The 20,214-nt window shown below is 64.5% G+C and carries 5 protein-coding genes (1 of these 5 running past the window's edge); 1 reads left to right on the top strand and 4 read right to left on the bottom strand.

The genetic code is table 11. From position 1 onward, the window contains the following. On the top strand, positions 1-9,927 hold the 3' portion of the coding sequence (locus K6L26_RS05700; RefSeq protein ID WP_221852856.1) for a non-ribosomal peptide synthetase. It extends 3,546 nt beyond the left edge of the window; the window shows 9,927 of its 13,473 coding nt (coding positions 3,547-13,473); its start codon lies off the left edge, out of view; its stop codon occupies positions 9,925-9,927. A gap of 15 nt (positions 9,928-9,942) precedes the next feature. Here K6L26_RS05700 and htpG read toward each other — a convergent pair whose 3' ends face one another. The 4 genes from htpG to pks2 all read right to left on the bottom strand — a co-directional run bounded on the left by htpG (position 9,943) and on the right by pks2 (position 20,112). Beyond that, a complete protein-coding gene (gene htpG, locus K6L26_RS05705; RefSeq protein WP_019345636.1) occupies positions 9,943-11,871 on the bottom strand; it encodes a molecular chaperone HtpG in 1,929 nt (642 codons plus the stop codon). A gap of 84 nt (positions 11,872-11,955) precedes the next feature. Next, complete coding sequence (locus K6L26_RS05710) at positions 11,956-12,777, bottom strand: GAP family protein (protein ID WP_230983395.1); 822 nt, start codon at positions 12,775-12,777, stop codon at positions 11,956-11,958. A gap of 286 nt (positions 12,778-13,063) precedes the next feature. Then, positions 13,064-13,855, bottom strand: coding sequence for a class I SAM-dependent methyltransferase (locus K6L26_RS05715; RefSeq protein WP_043368632.1), 792 nt, complete (start codon positions 13,853-13,855; stop codon positions 13,064-13,066). Next, entirely contained in the window at positions 13,852-20,112 is a 6,261-nt protein-coding gene (gene pks2, locus K6L26_RS05720; RefSeq protein ID WP_165588876.1) for a sulfolipid-1 biosynthesis phthioceranic/hydroxyphthioceranic acid synthase, read from the bottom strand. The genes K6L26_RS05715 and pks2 overlap by 4 nt, the downstream gene beginning before the upstream one ends. Between the last annotated feature and the right edge of the window lie 102 nt (positions 20,113-20,214).

The raw sequence follows: 20,214 nt of genomic DNA on the forward strand, positions 1-20,214 counted from the left end.
CCAGCCGCCAGGATCGAGTTCGTCCTCTCCGATGCGGACCCCGTTGTGGTGATCAGCAGCAGTGGATTGGCGGACCGGGTGGCAGGCCACAACGCGGCGATTGTCGACGTCGACGATGAAACGCCGGCTACGTGGCCGAGCGCTCCGCTGCCGCCGCCGTCGGCAGACGATATCGCGTACGTCATCTACACCTCGGGCACCACCGGTGTGCCGAAAGGGGTGGCGATTACTCACCACAACATCACCCAGCTGATGCTGTCCGGGCTCGGTGTACCTCTCGGCGGTGCCTGGCCCCTATGCCACTCACTGGCATTCGACGTTTCGGCGTGGGAAACCTGGGGCGCGCTGTTGCACGGAGGCCGATTGGTGGTGGTGCCGGAATCGGTGGTCGCCTCAGCAGAGGACTTTCATGACCTCCTGGTCGCGGAACGGATCAGCGTACTGACTCAGACACCGTCGGCGGCCGCCATGCTCGCGACTGTGGGCTTGGAGTCGACTGCCTTGATGGTGGCAGGTGAGGCCTGCCCTGCCGAGGTGGTGGATCGCTGGGCGCCGGGTCGGCTGATGGTAAACGCATACGGGCCCACCGAGACCACCATGGGTGTGACCATGAGCGCGCCGTTGGTTGCGGGGGCGGGGGTGGTGCCGATCGGTGCGCCGGTGTCGACGGCGGCGTTGTTCGTGCTGGATCAGTGGTTGCGTCCGGTGCCCGTGGGGGTGGTGGGTGAGTTGTACGTCGCGGGCCACGGGGTTGGTGTCGGCTATATCCGCCGTAGCCCACTGACCGCGTCCCGGTTTGTGGCTTGTCCTTTTGGTGGGGCCGGGATGCGGATGTATCGCACCGGGGATGTGGTGCGGTGGGGTGCTGATGGGCAGTTGCAGTATCTGGGTCGGGTTGATGAGCAGGTCAAGATTCGCGGCTATCGCATCGAACTCGGCGAAGTTCAGGCGGTCCTGGCCGCGCTCGATGGGGTGCGGCAAGCCGTGGTCGTCGTGCGTGAGGACCGGGCGGGGGAAAAGCGACTGGTCGGATACATCACCGAAGTGTCCCGCGGGGCAGTGAATGCCGGTGAGATGCGGAGTCTGCTCGCGCAGCGGCTCCCGGCATACATGGTGCCCGCGGCAGTGGTGATACTGGAGACGTTGCCGTTGACCGTGAACGGCAAGCTGGACAAGAAAGCGCTTCCCGCACCGGATTACTCGGACAGCGAGCGTTACCGGGCCCCGACCACCGCGGTGGAGGAGATCCTGGTCGGCGTCTACGCGCAAGTGCTCGGACTGCCGCGGGTGGGGATCGATGATTCCTTCTTCGAGCTCGGCGGCGATTCCCTTTCTGCCATGCGATTGATCGCAGCGATCAATACCAGTCTTGACGTAGAGCTGGCGGTACGAACTCTGTTCGATGCGCCTACCGTCGCCGAGCTGGCACCGCGGATCGGCGCGGGGTCCGGGGGCCTGCCGGCGCTGACCGCTCGGCCGCGTCCGGCGGTGGTGCCGCTGTCGTATGCCCAGAACAGGATGTGGTTTCTCAACCGGCTCCAGGGCGAGGTCGCCACCTACAACATGCCCACCGCGTACCGGATCACCGGGGACTTGGACACCGAGGCGTTGCGGGCAGCGCTGGCTGATGTGGTCTGCCGGCACGAGAGCCTGCGGACGCTGTTCCCAGCAGTCGACGGCGTGCCTCGGCAGGTAGTCGTTCCTGAAGAGGACGCAGATTTCGGCTGGCGAATCATCGGCGCGCAGGACTGGTCCGTGGATCGGCTGACCGAGGCGGTCAGTGCCGAGGTCGGTCACACCTTCGACCTGACCAATGAGATACCTTTGCGGGCCACGCTTTTTCAGCTGGCCGACAGTGAACACGTGCTGGTCGCCGTCGTGCACCATATCGCCGCAGATGGTTGGTCGATCGGGCCGCTGGTACGTGATCTGGGGATGGCCTACGCCGCCCGTTGTGTCGGTCAGGCCCCCGACTGGATGCCCTTGCCCGTGCAGTATGTGGACTACACGCTGTGGCAGCGCGAGCATCTGGGTGAGCTGGCCGACGCCGCGAGTCCGATCGCGGCGCAAGTGGAGTACTGGGAACGCCAGTTGTCCGGGCTGCCCGAGCTGCTCGAACTGCCGACCGATCGGCCGTATCCACCGGTCGCCGATTACCGGGGATCCAGCGTGGCCATTGATTGGCCACCAGAGATGCAGCAAGAGGTCGCGCGAGTAGCGCGAGAACACAACGCCACCAGCTTCATGGTTGTACAAGCCGCATTGGCGCTTCTGCTCGGCCAGTTGAGTGCCAGTACCGATGTGGCAGTGGGGTTCCCGATCGCCGGTCGGCGCGACCCGGCCCTCGACGAGTTGGTGGGCTTCTTCGTCAACACGTTGGTGCTGCGGGTTGATCTGGGCGGGGACCCGACCGTCGCCGAGGTGCTGGAGCAGGTACGTGCCAGCACCCTGGGCGCCTACGAAAATCAGGACGTGCCGTTCGAGGTGCTGGTGGAGCGGCTCAACCCGACTCGCAGTCTTACGCACCACCCACTGATTCAGGCGATGTTCGCCTGGCAGAACTTCCCCGGCCTGGACGACGATCCCTCGGCTGCACTCGCGCTGGGGAACGTGCAAGCCGCGCCGTTGGCGGCGCACACCCACTCCGCGCGAATGGATCTGGTGTTCTTCCTTCGCGAGCACTGGACGCCCAGCGGTGCTCCGGCCGGTATCTGGGGCACGGTGGAGTTCCGTACTGATGTGTTTGACGCATCGAGTATCGAAATCATGGTCGAGCGGTTGCGGCGGGTGTTGGTGGCGATGACTGCGGATCCGGCTCGGACCGTGTCGTCGGTGGATGTGGTGGATGGTGCCGAGTCCGCTCGTTTGGATGTCTTCGGTTGTCGTGAGGTGTTGACGCGCCCTGTTGTCGGGGCTTCGATTCCGGAGTTGTTCGGTGCGCAGGTGGATCGGGCGCCGGAGGCGGTGGCGGTCAGGTTCGAAGGGCGGTCGTGGACTTATCGGGAGTTGGATGAGGCGTCGAATCGGTTGGCCTGTTTGTTGATCGACCACGGTGTGGGTCCGGGCGGTTATGTGGCGCTGTTGTTGCATCGTTGCGCGCGGGCGATCGTGTCGATCTTGGCGGTGCTCAAGACCGGGGCCGCGTATCTGCCGATCGATCCGGCTCATCCCAAGGAGCGGCTGCAGTTCATGCTGGCGGATTGCGGTCCGCTGGTGGCGATCACGACGGCTGGGTTGGCCGAGCGGTTCGATGGCTGCGATGTGATGGTCATCGACGTCGACGATCCTCGCATCGATGGCCAACGGTCGACACCGTTGGCGTGTGCGGCGCCTGATGATGTGGCGTACGTGATCTATACCTCTGGGACGACTGGGTTGCCTAAGGGTGTGGCGGTTACGCATCGGAATGTGACGCGGCTTTTCGATGGGTTGGATGTGGGTGTGCGGTTGGGGCCGGAGCAGGTGTGGTCGGCGTGTTCGTCGTTGGCTTTTGATTATTCGGTGTGGGAGATCTGGGGTGCGTTGTTGCATGGTGGCCGGTTGGTGGTGGTGCCCGAGCAGGTGACGCGTTCCCCGCAGGAGCTGCACAGCCTGGTGGTGGACGAGCATGTGACGGTGCTGAGTCAGACTCCGTCGGCGGTGGGAATGCTTTCGCCGGCTGGTCTGGAGGCGGTGACGTTGATGGTGGCTGCGGAGGCGTGTCCGGTTGAGGTGGTGGATCGGTGGGCGCCGGGGCGGGTGATGCTCAACGGTTGCGGTCCGACGGAGACGACGGTGTATGCGACGGTGAGTGCTCCGTTGCGGGCTGGTGGTTCGGTGGTGCCGATTGGTTTGCCGGTGCCGGGTGCGGCGTTGTTTGTGTTGGATCGGTTTTTGCGTCCGGTGCCTGTGGGTGTGGTGGGTGAGTTGTATGTGGCTGGGCGTGGGGTTGGGGTGGGTTATGTGCGTCGGGTGGGGTTGACGGCGTCGCGGTTTGTGGCGTGTCCGTTTGGTGGTTTTGGGTCGCGGATGTATCGCACTGGGGATTTGGTGTCGTGGGGTGCTGATGGTCAGTTGCGGTATGGCGGGCGGGCTGATGAGCAGGTCAAGATCCGGGGTTACCGCATCGAACTCGGCGAAATAACGGCCGTACTCGCCGCCGAACCGCGAGTGGCCCAAGCGGTGACGGTTGCCCATTCGTCGATCTCGGACGACGGAACCAGCGACAATCAGTTGGTCAGCTATGTCGTTCTCGACAAAGAGATGATGCTGGTTCGTGAACCGGCGCGCGAACTGCAATTGGTCGAGCAATGGCAAGGGGTTTACGGCGACCTGTATACCGGCGAATCCTTCACCGAAGGCGCACCGACGGCACTGGGTGAGGATTTCGGCGGCTGGAACAGCAGCTACACCGGGGAGCCGATTCCGTTGGACCAGATGCGGGATTGGCGTGCGGACACGGTGAACCGCATTCTGGACCTGCGGCCGCAGCGGGTGTTGGAGATCGGTGTCGGTTCCGGTCTAGTTCTCACCCACGTAGCTCCCCAATGCGTCGAGTATTGGGGCACTGACTTTTCGGCGCCGACGATTGAATCCCTGGGGGCCGGCGTGGCGGGGCAGGACTGGGCGGATCGGGTGCGGTTACGGGTGCAACCTGCCGACGCAGCCGATGGCTTGCCGCCCGGGCACTTCGACGTGGTTGTGCTGAACTCCGTCATCCAGTATTTCCCGAGCGCGGGCTACCTGTTGGATGTGTTGGCGGTGGCGATGCGGTCACTGGCCCCCGGAGGGGCGTTGTTCCTGGGCGACGTGCGCAACTTGTCGTTGTTACGCGCATTCACCGCGGGTGTTGTGTGCGCCGACAGCGGCTGCGACGAGGACTCGGCGACGGTAGCCGAGCGAATTCGCCGAGAGATGCTCGCCGAGCAGGAACTGCTGTTGGCGCCGGAGTTCTTCGTGGCTCTGCCCGAGCACCTGCCCGGGATAGCGGCGGTCGAGTTGCAGTTGAAGGGGATGGAGGCGGTCAATGAACTCAGCCGCTATCGGTACGAGGTCGTGCTGCGCAAAGCACCCGCACCGGTTTACTCCGTCGCCCGGCTGCCATCCGAGCCTTGGCAACACTTCGGCGGCCTTGATGCGCTGGAGAGTCACCTACGCGCTCAACGGCCCCCGGAACTGCGTGTCACCGGCGTGCCCCACGCCGGGATCTGGCCGGACGTAGCGCTGGCGCAGGCGTTGGCCGAATCCGATGTTCGGTCCACGATCGGTGAATTACGTTCCCGCACCTGGACTTGCGAAGATTCCGTGTTGCCGCACGAGTGCCACCGGCTGGGCCGCGATCTGGGGTATCGCACCGCTGTCACCTGGTCGCCGACTGATGGCCGGATGGATGTCATCTTCACCCGCCCCACGGGCACCCACCCCCCCATTGCCCTGTCAGATGTCTACCTGCCGGGGACCGCGGTGGGCACCCTGGCCGGGTATGTCAATGATCCGGCGGCGATCGAGCGGGTGACCGAGCTGCGCAGCTTCGCGAGCCGTCGATTACCCGACTACATGGTCCCTGCGGCGATCATGGTGTTGGATTCGCTGCCGCTGACAGTCAACGGCAAACTCGACCGCCGGGCGTTGCCGGCTCCCGAATTCAGCAGTGGTGTGGCTTACCGGGCTCCGAGGGATGAGCGAGAACGCTTGTTGGCAGCGTTGTTCGGTGAAGTCCTCGGAGTGAGCCGCGTCGGTATCGACGACGGTTTCTTCGACCTGGGCGGCCATTCGCTGACGGCCACGAGGTTGATCGCCCGTGCCCGGCTCGAGTTCGGCGTCGACATCCCGATCAAGGCGTTGTTCGACGCACCGAGTGTGGCAGCGCTGGCTGAGTGGATCAGCATCCATGCTGCCGAACACACTGGACCGCCGCTACGGGCCCAGGAGCGACCATCGGTGGTGCCCCTGTCCTACGCCCAGCAGCGCCTCTGGTTCTTGGACCAGTTGCAGGGGCCTTCACCGGTCTACAACATGCCTGCCGCCTATCGGATCAGCGGCGCGTTGGACGCCGAGGCGCTGGGCTCAGCGCTGCAGGACGTGGTGGGCCGCCATGAGAGCCTGCGCACAGTGTTCGCCGCCTGCGACGGTGTTCCGCAACAGGTGGTGCTGCCCGCTGACCAGGTGAACTTCGCGTGGCAGATCGTGGACGCGGACGGCTGGCCGATCGAGCGGCTGACCGATGCGGTCAGCGCCGAGATCGGGCACAGTTTTGATCTGGCCAACGAGATCCCTGTGCGTGCAACACTTTTCCGCACCGGAATTGACGATTACGTGTTGACGGTGGTGGTGCATCACATCGCTGCCGACGGATCGTCCATCCGGCCGCTGATGCGCGATATCGGGGTGGCATACGCAAGACGATGCGCCGGCCTGGCTCCGGACTGGGAGCCGTTGTCGGTGCAGTACGTGGATTACACCCTTTGGCAGCGTGAGCTTCTGGGCGACCTGGCCGACGTCGACAGCGTCATCTCCGGCCAGGTGGCCTATTGGGAGAAGGCGCTGGCGGGGCTGCCCGAGCGGCTCGAATTGCCGACGGACCGTCCTTATCCCCAGGTGGCGGACTATCGAGGTGCCAGTGTGGCCGTGGACTGGCCAGTGGAGGTACAACTCGGGATAGCCCAACTGGCTCGGCAGCACGACGCCACCAGTTTCATGGTGATGCAGGCGGCCTTGGCGATCCTGTTGTCGAAGCTGAGTGCCAGCAGTGATGTGGCCGTGGGTTTCCCGATCGCGGGACGGCGTGACCCGGCATTGGACGATCTGGTCGGCTTCTTCGTCAATACCCTCGTGTTGCGGGTGGATCTGGCCGGTGATCCCACCGTGGCCGCGCTGTTGGAGCAAGTGCGGGCCCGCAGCCTGGCGGCCTATGAGCATCAGGACGTGCCCTTCGAAGTTCTCGTAGATCGACTCAATCCCAGCCGTAGCCTCACCCATCACCCGCTGATCCAGGTGCTTTTCGCGTGGCAGAACTTCGCCGTGAAAGACAGCGGTGAGTCTGCGGCAGTCTCGTTGCTGAACGATGTTCGGGTGAGCCCGTTGTCTGCCGATACCCATTCCGCCCGAATGGATTTGGCGTTTTCTTTCGAGGAACGTGTCAGTGAGACCGGTGAACCCGCCGGAATCGGGGGGATGGTCGAGTTCCGCACCGATGTGTTCGATGCGGCCGGCATCCAGATCCTGGTCGATCGGTTGCAGCGCGTGGTGCGGGCGCTCATCGCCGATCCGAGCCGTTCGGTGTCGTCGGTGGATCTGCTCGACGAGGCCGAGCGAGCCGTGATCGAGGGGATCGGTAATTGGACGGCGTTGACCGATTCGGCGCCCCCGACATCCGTACCGGCGTTGTTCGCCCAGCAGGCGGCCGCTGCCCCAGCTGCCACGGCGGTGAGTGTCGCCGGTCGCTCGATGTCCTACGGCGAGTTGGATGGGGCCTCGAACCGATTGGCTCGCCTGTTGAGCGATCGAGGTGTCGGTGCGGGCTCGTGCGTGGCGCTGCTGTTCAGCCGCAGCGCCGAGGCGATCATCGCGATGCTGGCGGTACTGAAGGCGGGAGCGGCATACCTGGCGATCGACCCGGCGCTGCCCGACGCACGGGTGCAGTTCATGATCGGAGACGCCAGGCCTTCGGTAGCGATCACCACTGCGGCACGTAGCGAGAGGCTGGCTGGATTCGATGTGCCGGTGATCGATATCGGTGATGCCGTGATCGACGACTACCCGGCCACGGCGGTACCGTCGCCCGCGGCCGCCGATATCGCCTATGTGATCTACACATCGGGCACCACGGGTACGCCCAAGGGCGTGGCCATCACCCACCACAGCCTGGCTCATCTGGCCGCGTCGATGCCGGCCGGCTTGCCGCCGAAACAGGTGTGGACCCAGTGTCATTCGTATGCCTTCGATTTCTCGGTGTGGGAGATCTGGGCTGCGCTGCTGACCGGTGGCCGGCTGGTCGTGGTCCCTGAAGACGTGACTGCCTCACCCCCGGACTTCCACGACCTCGTGGTCACCGAACAAGTCAACGTACTGACCCAGACCCCCTCCGCCGTTGCGGCGCTTTCGCCAACAGGCTTGGGTTCAGCCGCGCTGTTGCTCGGCGGTGAAGCATGCCCCGCCGAGGTCGTTGAACGTTGGGCGCCAGGGCGGGTGGTGATCAATGCCTACGGGCCGACCGAGGCGACGGTGTACGCGTCCATGACTGCGCCGTTGGTTGCGGGGGCGGGGGTGGTGCCGATCGGTGCGCCCGTGTCGACGGCGGCGTTGTTCGTGCTGGATCAGTGGTTGCGTCCGGTGCCCGTGGGGGTGGTGGGTGAGTTGTACGTGGCCGGGCGCGGTGTGGCCTGCGGATACCTGGGACGTTCGAATCTGACCGCGTCCCGGTTTGTGGCTTGTCCTTTTGGTGGGGCCGGGGTGCGGATGTATCGCACCGGGGATGTGGTGCGGTGGGGTGCTGATGGGCAGTTGCAGTATCTGGGCCGGGCTGATGAGCAGGTCAAGATTCGTGGGTATCGCATCGAGTTGGGGGAGATTCAGACGGTTTTGGCTGCCGTGGCTGGGGTGGATCAGGCTGCGGTGATCGCGCGTGAGGACCGGCCGGGGGACAAGCGACTGGTCGGATACGTCACCGAAACGGATCCGGGCACGACGGACCCTGAGCGGTTGCGGGCTGATTTGGCGCAGCGGTTACCCACCTATCTGGTTCCGGCGGCGGTGGTAGTCGTGGACGCACTGCCACTCACCCCCAATGGAAAACTCGACAGCAGGGCCTTGCCTGCGCCCGACTACCAGGTGAGCGTCTATCGCGCACCGGGAACTCCGACCGAGCAGATCGTGGCCGGCGTCTACGCGGAGGTGCTCGGGTTGGGCCGCGTCAGCATCGATGACTCATTCTTCGACCTGGGCGGCGACTCGCTGTCGGCGATGCGAGCGGTCGCCGCCATCAACAAGTCGCTGGGCACCCATCTGGCGGTCCGCGTCATGTTCGACGCACCCTCGGTGCGGCGCCTGGCGCGCCGAGTGGGGAGTGCCGACAGCGAACAGGAAGTGGTGCCGGTAGATACGCTCAAAGACGGTGCGGGCGTCCCGTTGTGGTGTATCCATGACGGTTTCGGGCTCAGCTGGTCTTATCGCGTGCTCGGTGAGTACCTGGACGGACCCATCATCGGTCTCAATCAGGTTCTTCAACCGGAGGAAGCCGAGCCGGTGTCGATCCGGAGCATGGCCGAGAGCTACGCCGACCGACTTCAAGCTCTCTATCCCGAAGGGCCGTACCGGCTGCTGGGTTGGTCCTTCGGCGGTGTCGTTGCGCACGAGGTAGCCATCGAGCTCCAGCGCCGCGGTTGCCAGGTGCAACGTCTTATCCTGATGGATGCCGCTCTCAATGTGAACAAAGCACGAGGATTGCAGGCCCGTGCCTACCGCACCGTGGCGAAAAACCACGCGTTGGCCGAAGGTTTGGTGCTCGAATATATGTTGGGCTCCAACCACATTGATGCCCCTGCGCATCGGCGGCCACTCAACTACCGGCAGGTGGAGAAGTTCACCGAACAGAACAGTGGGACGGGCTTCGCGCCGCCGGCCAAGGCGCTGGTCGAGTTCATGGTCAAATGCCTCAACGCGAACCAGTTACGTCTGCTGGAACACGAACCCGAGGTATTCGACGGCGACGTCATCATCTTCTCCGCTTCGAGCCACGAGCCTGACGACAATACGGGCACGACGATGCGGTCTCGATGGCGCCGAACGCGGAATCGGGCAGCGATCCGATCTCACCTGCGGAGTTGGCGGCCGTTCGTCACCGGCAAGATCACAGCACATTCGGTCGACTGCACCCACTATGAGATGTTCACCGCCGCATCGCTGAGTCAGTATGGCAATCGGCTCAAGCTGTCGCTCGAGGACGCCTAGGGCAACTCGTCCGGGTCACACCGTGCGGGCCAGCCTGTCTGCGAGCAGTGCCGCGAATGTCGCCGGATCTTCGAGTTCGCCGCCTTCCGCCAGAAGTGCTGTCCCATAGAGCAGTTCGGCTGTCTCGGCGAGTTGCGCCGAAGCCCCGGCATCTTCACCCCGGTTCTTGTGTGCCTGATGCAGGGCAGTGATGAGTGGATGTCCGGCATTGATCTCCAGGATCCGTTTGCCGGCCGGAACATCCTGTCCGGAGGCACGGTACATGCGGGCCAGCGCCGGCGTGATGCCGAAACTCGGCGTGATCAGGCAGGCCGGCGACTCGGTCAGGCGGGTGGACAACCGGACCTCGGAGACGTGGTCGGTCAAGGTCTCTTGCAACCAGGTGAGCAGATCAGAGAAATGCTCCTCCCGCTCTGCGTTGTGGGTTTCGTCCTCGGGGTCGAGGTCCACTTCGCCCTGGGCCACCGATTGCAGTGCCTTACCGTCGAATTCCCGCACCGCACTGACCCACACCTCATCAACCGGGTCGGTGAGCAACAGCACTTCGTAGCCTCTGGCTTTGAAGGCCTCAAGGTGAGGCGACTTCAACAGCTGGTCGTGCGAGGAGCCGGTGGCATAGAAAATCTGTGTCTGCCCGTCCTTCATCCGCTCGACGTAGCTGTCCAGAGTGGTGAGTTCCTCCACGCTGCGGGTCGACGCGAACGACGAAACCCGCAGGAGGGCGTCCTGGTTGTCGGCATCATGTGTCAGGCCCTCCTTGAGGACTGCGCCGAACTGGGTCCAGAACGTACGGTAGTCCTCGGGCCGCCCGGTTTGGAGATCACCGATCGTCGAGAGGACCTTCTTGGTCAGTCGTCGCCGGATGACCGTGATGTGCCGGTCTTGCTGGAGGATTTCGCGGGAGACGTTGAGTGACATGTCTTGGGCGTCGACAACGCCTTTGACGAAACGTAGGTATCGCGGCACCAGTTCGTCGCAGTCACCCATGATGAAGACGCGCTTGACATAGAGCTGCACACCGGTCTTTGCATCCCTGGTGAACAGGTCAAACGGGGCGTGGGAGGGGATGAACAACAACGCCTGGTATTCGAAGGTGCCCTCGCCCTTCATCGTGATGACTTCGAGCGGATCGTCCCAGGCGTGGGCGATGTGCTTGTAGAACTCCCGGTATTCCTCCTCGGACACTTCGTCTTTCGGTCGGGCCCACAGAGCCTTGCCTGAATTGAGAGTCTGAGTCTCGGTGGTCACGGTGTCTTGTCCGCCCTCTTCGGGGGCGGGGATCCGGCGCTCTACCTGCATCCGTATCGGCCAGGCGATGAAGTCGGAGTATTTCTTGACGAGCTCTCGGATCTTCCACTCGGCGGTGTAGTCGGGAAGCTGATCCTCGAGATCCTCTGGTTTGAGGTGCATGATGACCGAGGTGCCCTGGGGTGCATCCTCGAGGGACTCGATGGTGTACGTGCCATCACCGCTCGACACCCACCGGGTGGCGCCGCTCTCGCCGGCTTTTCGGGTGAGCAGCTCGACCTCATCGGCCACCATGAACGTCGAATAGAAGCCCACGCCGAACTGACCGATCAAATCCTCGGAATCGGCGGCCTTCTTGCTCTCGCGCAACCGCTGGCGCAGCTCGCCGGTTCCGGACTTGGCCAACGTGCCGATCAGGTCGACGACCTCGTCGTGGGTCATCCCGATCCCGTTGTCGCGCACGGTCAGCGTGCGGGGGTCGTGTCCCACTTCGATCTCGATATGGAGATCGGAAGCATCCGCATTCAGGTCCTTGTTGCGCATCGTTTCTAGTCGCAACTTGTCCAGCGCGTCAGAAGCGTTCGAGATCAATTCCCGCAGAAACGAGTCTTTGTGGGAATACACAGAATGAACCAGCAGCTCCAGCAGCTGGCGTGCCTCCGCTTGGAATTCCAACCGCTCGACGTGTGCGCACATGTGGGCCCGCTCCAGGAAACAACGTTCGTAACTTTTGCCGCGAAGATGATACCGAGCCGGTGATCGGGCGGTAGCCGAATCTGGTCAGAGGCCACCCAGGCCGCGGGCCACCAGTGAAAGTCCGACGACTATCAAGATCGCCGCCACGAATTTGCGCCGGTGCACGTGCGCCCAGTCGTGGACCGTGCGCAGGACCGCCTGCGTGCGCTGCGGCGCGAACAGGTTGCTGACCAGGATGGTCTCCTCGACGGTCAACACGCCGATAACGAACGCGACCAGGGCTACGACTTGCACCCCAGTGGATGCGCCCGAGGCGATGACGATACCGAGGGCGAAGAAAACTCCGTCCAATGGAGGAAGGAACCAGACGCCGATGAAGAACGAGATCCACGGCGATCCGTCCCGCCATGCCGAACGGGCCTTGGCGGCCAAGCGCCGAACCTTCGATTTGTTCTCGGCGTCGTCCTCGGAGTCCGGATGCAGAAAGCGCCTGAGCGCCAGCGGCACCGACGAATCCATCAGCATCGTCGAGGTTTTGGTATCGCCGTCCGGTCCGGTGGTTGCCCGGACTGCGCTGTGTTCCGTAGCGCGCGATCGCACCAGGGCGTGAACACCGATCGCGACGGCGATCAACAGCAGGGCGGCTCCCGTGCCGATAGTGCTGCGCTGTGCGGCCGGGCTCGATGTCGGGTCGGCGAACTTGTCGGCAAACGAGGCGGACGAGGGGGCGGTGTGCAGGATGATCAGCGGAATGAGCAGGGTGGCCATCCCCACCGCGAGGGCTCCGGTCCAATATGCGAGCAGGTTCTTCATCGGCCGAGGCCGAGACAAGACCAGAAGAATGAGGCCGAGGCGCACAGGGTTGATCGTCGTCAAGAGTGCCAGAGCGGCCAACGACCCCCACATGTTCGGAATGCTACCGCCTAGGCTATTTGCTGTTCGGGTTCTCGGGAAATTCTCTCGCCGGTTTTCCGCCGAGCGTCGGAGGTGCCCTGTCAGCCAGTGCCCGCCGCTGCTCCCGTGGGGTGTCCGGCTGCCTCCTCGGCCGTTCGGTCGGGGTCGAATGATCGGAAAAACCACTGTATAGCAACATGTTCCGGCACCTTCCCGGCGCATTCCGAGGTCACCGGAGTATCGACCTGCCGCAGGTGTGACGACCAGTGTCCGGTCACTCGTCGCGCAACGTTTTCGCTCAGTCGATGCGCCCTCCGCATGGCGGAGAGTCTGTTTGCTGTCCACGGCGTGCCACGAGCACCGTCGGACCGATTCGGCGGTGTCGGAACTCCAGGTTGATCGCCGGGTCGGCATGCTGAGCCAGCGCCCGCAGCGCCGACGTGCTGTAGGCACGCAGGCCGCTGATCACCGCGTCGTGTATCACCGCGATCCGGATGAACGGCATGGTCGCGGCCAGCATCGCCAGATGCAGCGGCGCTGACGGGCGGTGGACGTCGATGATGATCAACTTCTCGGCTGCTCTCGTGCCTTCTGCGAAGACCCGGGCGGCCGATTCGGGCGGCAAGTGATGCAACGACAATGCGAACACCGCGAGGTCGAAAGAACCGTCCGGTGCATCGATGGCAGTGGCATCCATTTCGCGGACGGTAGCCCTGGGGTGGCGACCCAGGTCACTGGCCGAGATTTCGGACACGAATGATGGATCGACATCGGTTATGGTCACCTCGGCGCTGGGATGGAGCTCCAGCAACTTGCGGGATAAACCGCCGAGGCCGCAGCCGAGCTCGAGGATTCTCGGCGCTGGGGTTTCGATTACTTCGGCAAGTGCCATTCGCGCGTACTTCTCGTATGTGCCGAAGCGCCGTCGGTTCCCGCCCCGATCGATCGCGCGCACAACCTTTTGTTTCAGATCATCCACGTCGCTGCGATCGAGATATTCCAAGCGATCGGTCTGCAGTCGCCGCGACAACCACGACGCGTCCGGCCCAGCCCTCGGCATGCCCACAAAGCTCTGGGCGCCAGTCATCATGCCGCCTCGACCGGGGTGAGTTTTTCGCACAACAACTCGGCCAACCCGTGAATTGTGGTGATTCCGGTGGCCGAGATGCGAATTCCTGTTTCGCTCTCTATGCGGGTGCGCAGCTCGAGCGCACCCAGAGAGTCCATGCCGTACTCGGACAAAGAGCGGTCGGGATCGACACTTCGGCGCAGGATCACGCTGACCTGGTCCGAGATCACATGCCTGATCTTGGCGGCCCACTCTTCCCGAGGCAGCTCGCCCAGCTCCGCCCGCAACTTGCTCGTGCCCGTCGCACCATGGCCGGTTGACCGGAATGCCTCGGCGAAGGGGCTGCGTTCGGCGAACACGGACAACCACTGCGCCCCGGCGATCGGTGCGTATCCGGTGTAGGCACGATCGTGCCGCAGCAACGCTTCGAACGCGTAGACGCCTTCATCGGGCGCAATGGCCATTCCCGTGCTCTCCGCGAGAGCGGTGCCTCGGCCGATCTGCCCCCAAGGTCCCCAGGCGATCGAGGTGGCAGGCAAGCCCAAGGCTCGCCGCCACAGGCTGAACGCGTCGAGCCAACTGTTGGCCGCGGCGTATGCGCCCTGTCCCGGTGAACCGACCAGAGCCGCCGCGGACGAGAACGAGCAGAACCAGTCCAGAGGCTGGTCTGCGGTGGCGTTGTGTAGATTCCATGCACCGTAAACCTTTGGAGCCCAATCGCGTTCGATCAGATCGTCGGTAATGGTGGTCAAGGCCGCGTCTTCGATCACCCCGGCCGCGTGCAATACGCCGCGCAGCGGCAGGCCGCCGGCGGTTGCGACGGCCACCAACTTCTCAGCGGTAACGGCCTCGGCAATGTCGCCGCATTCGACGCGGACGTCGACACCGGTGGCCCGGATCCGCTCGAGGGCGTCCGATGCCGCGGCAGTGGGCTGTGAGCGTGAAGACAGCACGATACGGCCACACCCACCGGCCGCCATTCTCTCTGCCAGGAACAATCCGAGTCCTCCGAGCCCACCGGTCACGATGTAGGCGCCATCGGTGCGGAACACCCGTACCGCGGAGGGCGGAACGACCAGCCGACTGGAGCCGGTGTGCGGGATGTCGAGCACGAGCTTGCCGGTGTGCTGTGCACCGCTGATCATCCGAATCGCGTTGGCAGCGTCGGCCAATGGATATCGGGTGTATTCAGGCATCGGCAGATCCCCCTCGGCGGTGAGCAAATACACCGTTTCGAGTAGCTCGCGGAGCCGGTCGGGATGGCTGACGGACATCAACGCCAGATCGACGGCATAGAACGAGAGGTTGCGGCGGAAGGGGAAAAGCCCCAACCGGGTGTCGCCATAGATGTCGCGTTTGCCGATCTCCACGAAACGGCCGCCGAATGCCAGTAGTTCCAGACCTGCACGCTGAGCTGCGCCGGTCACCGAATTCAGCACGATGTCCACGCCGTAACCCTGAGTGTCTTCGCGTATCTGATCGGCGAACTCCACAGAGCGTGAGTCATATACATGCTCAACACCCATGTCGCGCAACAACTGACGACGCTGTTCACTGCCGGCGGTCGCGAAGATCTCGGCTCCGGCAGCCTGTGCGATCGCCATCGCCGCCTGGCCTACGCCGCCCGTCGCCGAGTGGATCAGCACCTTGTCCCCAGCTTTGATTCGCGCCATGTCGTTCAGCCCGTAGTAAGCGGTCGCGGTGGCGATGGTCAGGGCGGCCGCTTCGTGGTCGGTCAGGCCTCCGGGCAGGGGCACCGCCAATCGCGCATCGCACGTGACGAACGTCGCCCAACAGCCTTCGGCACACAGGCCTCCCACATGTTCACCCACCCGATGATCTGTCACGCCGGGTCCGACCGCGGTCACCACCCCGGCGAAGTCGATGCCGAGCGCAGGCAGTCGTCCGTCGAAGGCGGGGTAACGGCCGAACGCGACGAGAACGTCGGCAAAGTTGATGCTAGATGCCGTTACCGCGACCTCGATCTGCCCTGGTCCTGGCGGAACATGTTCGCACGCAACGAGCTCCATCGAATCCAGATCGCCCGGCGTGCGGATCTGCAGCCGCATTCGGTCGCGATCGAGGTGGGCGACCGTGGTCTGTCGCTCCTCCGGCCGCAATGGGGCCAGGCATAGTCGTGCGGTGTACCACCGGCCATTACGCCACGCGGTTTCGTCCTCTTCGGATGCGCTCAACAGTTGCCGTGCCACCTGCTCGGTATCGGTGGCGGCGTCGAGATCGATCTGAGTGGCGGCCAGGTGGGGATGCTCTGTGCCGATGACCCGGAACAATCCCCGCAATTCGGCCTGGTCCAGATTCGCGACATCGCCGGCGACTACTGTCTGGGCGTTGCGAGTCACGACATACAGGCGTGGCAATTCTCCGTTGATTTCCGGCAATTCGCGGGTGATGTGCACCATGTGACGCACGTACTCGCGACCCAGCAGGGGCGACTGCTCGGCGTGGTCACCGTTGTTCGGGGACATGAGGATCACCACGCCGGTGAATCGGCCGGTGCGCAGATGGTTTGCGAGTTGCTCGCAGGTCTCCGAGTCGTCCTCCTGGTCTGGCCAACTCATGCTCGTGCACTGGGCGCCGCGGGCCGTCAACAGCCCGCACAATTGCTCGGCCACCCCGTCGGCGCCGTCTGATTCACCGATCAGCAACCATGATCCGGCGTCGGCGTACTCCACCTCGGGTAGATCTCGTTGTCGCCATTCGACGGTCAACAATCTCTCGCTGAGCAGCTGGTCGTCGTGCCCGCTTTGGGAGGCAGCGGCGCCCAGCCGCAACCCCTCCACGCTCAGCAGGACGTTACCGGCCTCATCGAGTACGTCGATGTCTGCCTCGATGCCGGTCGCATCGGCTTTGATCAACCGGGTGTAGCAGTAGTGAGCGTTGCGAGCTGACTCGAAGATACGCAGCCGCCGGACGCCGAGCGGCAATCCCAGCGCGTCGCCGCCGAGCGCCCGGACGTCAGGATGAGCCTCGACCGATTGGAAACAGGCGTCCAGAAGTGCCGGATGCACGCCATAGGCATCCTGTTGCGAGCGGATCGACCTCGGCAGCGCGACTTCAGCGAGCACAGTGCGCGCTGGTGGCTCACCGGTACGAACCGTGATCAGACCGGTGAACGCCGGGCCGTACTCGATACCGTGCTGGCCGACTCGATTGCGCACTTCTGCGCCGTCTTCTTCGCCGGGATGGGAGGACAGGACTGCCGTCACGTCGTAGGCAGGAGGCTGCTGTCCGTCTGCCTCGGCGTGTAGGACCGCGGTAGCGCGCCGCGTCTGCTGGCCGTCCTCGTCGGTTTGCACCGTGAAGGAGGCGGTGCCAGGAGCCGACATCGAGGCTGAAGAGCTCACCACGATGTGGTCGTCGACAAGCAGCGCCTGCTCGAAGCGAATGTCGCGGACTTCGCCGGAATCGCCGTACACAGCCCGCGCCGCAGCCAGCGCCATCTCGCAGTAAGCCGCACCAGGTGCTACCGCGACACCTCGGATCTGATGATCGGCCAACCAGGGCTGGGCGGCTGTACCGATGTCGGCCTGCCACACGTAGCGCTCAGGTTCCTCGTGCAACCGAACACTGGCCCCCAACAGCGGGTGTACGGCGATGGTGCAACCACCGTGGGTGGGCGTTTCCTGGCCACTCCCGGCCAGCCACAGTCGCCGGTGGGTCCACGTCGGCAGCGGCGCCTCCACCAGTTCGCCGGCCGGACAGAGCACCGAGAAATCGATCGAAGCCCCTGCGCTGTGGACGTCGATCAACAGCTGGCGCAACCCATGCGGCAGCGGTTGCTGACGGCGCATGGCCGCCAGTGCAGCCATCGGCGTCTCGCGGCCCGACGCGGTCTGTTCCAGGGCCCGGGTCAGCAACGGATGAGGTGAGAGTTCGGCGAAGACCCGGTAGCCGTCCTCCAACGCGGCCTGTACGGCGGCCGCGAAGCGGACCATCCGGCGCATGTTCGTCACCCAGTAATCGGCATCGCACACGGGCTGCTCTCGCGGGTCGAACAGGGTTGCCGAGTAGAACGGGATCTCCGGAGTCATGGGTTCGAGGTCGGCGAGCGCGTCGGCGAGTTCGCCGACGATCGGCTCCACCTGTGGCGAATGGAAAGCCACGTCGACCGGGATCTCGCGCGCCATCACCCCACGTTGTTCCCAGTCCGCGACGAGATCGCGGACTGTCTGGGTGGCGCCTGCGATGACGGTCGACTGTGGCGATGCCACGACAGCCACCACGACGTCGGCGATACCGCGGCCGGTCAACTCCGAAAGTATCTGTTTGGCAGGTAATTCCACGGCCGCTGTGGCGCCTTTGCCGGAGATTCGGGACATCAGCCGAGACCGGCGACAGATCAGGCGCAGCCCATCCTCCAGCGACAGGGCACCCGCCACGACCGCCGCCGCGCCCTCACCCAGAGAGTGGCCGATGACCGCACCGGGCCGAACGCCGTGCGCTGTCATGGCCGCGGCCATCGCGACCTGCATGGTGAACAACGTCGGCTGCAGCCGGTCCTGACCCGTTACCACCTCAGGCGCCGACATCGCCTCGGTTACCGAGAATCCGGATTCGGCGGCGATGAGCGGCTCCGCCTCGGCCACGGTAGCGGCGAACATCGGCTCAGTCGCCAGCAGCTGGGCGCCCATACCTGCCCATTGGGAACCTTGGCCGGAGAACACCCAGACCGGGCCGCGGTCGTCACGGCCCACGGCGGCTTGATAGGGGGTTTCGCCGTTCGCGACCTCACGCAGTGCTGCGAGCAGTTCCGACCGCGTGCTTGCGCTGACCGCGGTTCGCACCGGGCGATGTACCCGTCGACGGGAAAGGGTGTAGGCCAGATCCGTCAGGGCGACGTCGTCGTGTGCTTCGACCCATTCGGCCAGCCGGCCCGCCGTACGTCGTAGCTCGTCTGACGAGGTCGATGAAATCGGGAAGATCATCGTTGTTTCCGACGCGGGCGATGCTTCCGCTGCCGCGGCCTCGGACACCAATTGTCGGGGTGCTTGCTCCAAGATGGCGTGCACGTTCGTCCCCGACAGCCCGTACGAGGACACTGCCGCCCTGCGGGGATGATGACCGTTGGTGCACCACGGCGTAGTCGACTGGGGGACGAACAATTTCGTCTCAATGTCGGCTAGCCGTTCAGGCAGGCGGTGGAAATGAAGGTTCTGCGGAATCAGGCCGTGCTGGACCGCGAGGACCGCCTTCATCAGTCCTATGGCTCCAGAAGCCGCCTGAGCATGACCCATATTGGTCTTCACCGATGCGAGCGCACAAGGTCCGTAGACTCCGTAAACCCTTGCCAGACTGGCATATTCGATCGGGTCTCCGACGGGTGTCCCGGTACCGTGCGCCTCCACCATGCCGACCGTCGAAGGGTCGACCCCCGCCGCACTCAGAGCCGCGCGGTAAACCGCAGTCTGGGCCGCATCGGAGGGCGTCGCGATGTTGACGGTGTGGCCGTCCTGGTTGGCGGCAGTACCGCGAATCACCGCCAGGATCCGGTCGCCGTCCCTCAGGGCATCCTGCAGTCGCTTCAGCAACACGACGGCGCACCCCTCCCCGCCGACGAAGCCGTCGGCCGCGACGTCAAAGGCATGGCAGCGCCCGGTCGCCGACAGCATTCCCTCTGCGGAACCCGATGCGAACTTGCGCGGGTCGAGGGCCAAGGTGGCACCCCCGGCCAGCGCGAGATCGCTCTCTCCTTCGTGCAGGCTGCGGCAGGCCAGGTGCACCGCGGTCAGACCCGACGAGCAGGCGGTGTCTACGGTGAGCGCGGGACCGTGAACGCCGAGGGCGTAAGCGATTCGCCCGGAGGCCAGGCTGAAGTTGTTGCCGCTGAACCCGTATGCCGCCTCCAACGCCTGGGCATCGGCGGCGAGCATTTGGTAGTCGGCGTGGGTCAGACCGACGAATACCCCGGTAAGCGAATCCGCCAGGGCCTCGCGGGTGAGGCCGGCGTGCTCCATGGCTTCCCAGGAAGTCTCCAGCAGTAATCGATGCTGCGGGTCAAGTGCTGCACTCTCGCGTTCGTTGATTCCGAAGAACTCGGCATCGAAGCCGGCGACATCGTCGAGAAACGCGCCCCATTTTGAGACCGACCGGCCCGGCACCCCCGGTTCTGGGTCGTAGTACTCGTCGGCGTCCCAGCGGTCCGGCGGAACCTCGGTGACCAGGTCATCGCCGCGTAGCAGGGATTCCCACAATCGCTCAGGCGAATCGATGCCGCCGGGGAGTCGGCAGGACATGCCGATCACGGCGACCGGGGTCACGGGCAGCGCACGCTCGGCCTTGCCCGGACTGCCGGAATTCGGGGCTGTACATTCTTCGCGCACGGTTTCGGATGCGGTCAATTGCCCTCCTCCCACAGGCCT

This window comes from Mycobacterium farcinogenes (assembly GCF_019739075.1).
Taxonomy (GTDB): domain Bacteria; phylum Actinomycetota; class Actinomycetes; order Mycobacteriales; family Mycobacteriaceae; genus Mycobacterium; species Mycobacterium senegalense.